Genomic DNA, 1,679 nt, shown 5'->3' on the forward strand with positions numbered 1-1,679 from the left:
TCGACGACTGCGCGACGGCGGCCGAGGGGCTGGACGTCACGATCTGTGCGGACGGCGGGATCCGTACCTCCGGCGACGCGGTGAAGGCGCTGATGGCGGGGGCCGACACGGTGATGCTCGGGAGCCTCTTCGCGGGAACCGAGGAAGCGCCGGGGGCGGTCGTCGAGGTCGACGGCGCACGATACAAACGCTCGCGAGGAATGGCGACGACAACCTCTGCAAAAAAACGCGACGACAAGGAGAGCGACGTCCGCGCAGACGAGGGCGTCGAGGCGCTGACGCCGTACAAGGGACCGGTCGCCGACGTCGTCGACGAGTTCTGCGCCGGTATCCAGTCGGGCTTCTCCTACTGCGGCGGCCACACGATCCCGGCGGCCCGCGAGAAGGCGGAGTTCATCCGCGTCGCCCCCAGCGCGAAGGAACGGGAAGGCTATCACGCGGACCACGACTGGGAGGGCGTCAGCGTCGACAGCGAAGCGGAGACGGTCACCGAAGCGCAGCTCGCTGCGGACGACGAAACGGGAGGTGCCGCGGAGAGCGACGACTGACGGCCGACCGGCCTCCAGTCGACCTACTCCTCGCGTCCGGCGTACCACTCAGCAAATTCCGCCAGCGCGCGACCGCGATGCGAGATCGCGTTCTTCTCCTCGGTGCTCATCTCGGCCATCGTCCGGCCGTTGTACTCGAAGATCGGATCGTAGCCGAATCCGCCCTCGCCGCGGGGGGCGACGAGCGTGCCGGCAACCGACCCCGCGAACGTCTCGGTTCCGTTTCGATCGACGTAGGCGAGTACGGTCCGGAACTGCGCGCGGCGGTTCTCCTCCTCGCTCGCGAGTCGCCAGAGCCGCTCGACGCCGACGGTGTCCTCGACGTACGCCGAGTACGGTCCCGGAAACCCGCCCAGCGAATCGACGAAGAGCCCCGCGTCGTCCACGAGTATCGGTTCGTCCCTCCCCGACTCCGCGAAGGCCTCGCGGGCACCGCGGGCCGCGATCTCCTCGAGCGAATCGCTCTGGACCTCGGTGTAGTCGTACTCGATCTGTTCGACGGGTTCGACTCCCTCGAGGTAGTCCCGCGCCTCGCGGACCTTCCCCTCGTTGCCGGTGACGAATCGAATGGCCATGTCCGAGTCGGCGTCCGCGGACGGAAAATAGGCGTCGGTTGTCCGGCTCGAGCCGCGAGGGCGAGCCGGCGGATCCGACCGCGTCACCCGTCGCGGCGCACGGAGCCACGAGAACCGAGTGGTCGTCTCGCTCAGTCGTCGGTATCGTCGACGATGACTTCGACGGGTTCGTCCGCTCGATCCTCGCTCTCGTCGGACGGGCCGCTCTCCTGTTGCCACAGGAGGCCGCCGGCGACGAGAACGACGATCCACGACCGCCAGTTGGCGAGGTTCAGGGTGTAGCCGACGCCGAAGGGTTTCTCCACGAGCATCCCTTCGCCGGGCTGCCAGTACGACGAGAGCATGCGGCCGATGCTCGGTCGTTCGAAGTTGTACGGTACCCCGAGAATCTCACCGGAAGTCGGCTTCTCTGCCATGGCGGGTGATACGTCCTCCCCTATTAAGAGTATTGTGTGCTGCGACGATCGGTGCGAGCGGCCGACTGCGACCGGCTGTGGTCCCGCGTCGTTCCGCGTCCGCGCTGCTCTTCGCCCGCGCCGTTCCGCGACCGCGCCGA

The 1,679-nt window shown here is 67.8% G+C and carries 3 protein-coding genes; 1 reads left to right on the forward strand and 2 read right to left on the reverse strand.

Annotation, left to right across the window (positions count from 1 at the left end; genetic code table 11):
* On the forward strand, positions 1-548 hold a 548-nt coding region (locus PGX04_RS22705; RefSeq protein ID WP_273740587.1), incomplete at its 5' end, for an IMP dehydrogenase.
* 23 nt (positions 549-571) lie between these two features.
* On the opposite strand, the gene PGX04_RS22710 is transcribed toward PGX04_RS22705, so the two are convergent.
* The gene (locus PGX04_RS22710; protein ID WP_273740588.1) at positions 572-1,123 is read right to left on the reverse strand and encodes an XTP/dITP diphosphatase; all 552 of its coding nucleotides are present in this window, start codon (positions 1,121-1,123) and stop codon (positions 572-574) included.
* A gap of 131 nt (positions 1,124-1,254) precedes the next feature.
* A complete protein-coding gene (locus PGX04_RS22715) occupies positions 1,255-1,539 on the reverse strand; it encodes a DUF5808 domain-containing protein (protein ID WP_273740589.1) in 285 nt (94 codons plus the stop codon).
* Positions 1,540-1,679 lie beyond the last annotated feature (140 nt).

The organism is Natrinema soli (genome assembly GCF_028618695.1).

Bases quoted from the DNA above. Each gene is read 5' to 3' on its own strand.
- PGX04_RS22710 (WP_273740588.1), bottom strand. From the start codon at position 1,123: ATGGCCATTCGATTCGTCACCGGCAACGAGGGGAAGGTCCGCGAGGCG.
- PGX04_RS22715 (WP_273740589.1), bottom strand. From the start codon at position 1,539: ATGGCAGAGAAGCCGACTTCCGGTGAGATTCTCGGGGTACCGTACAAC.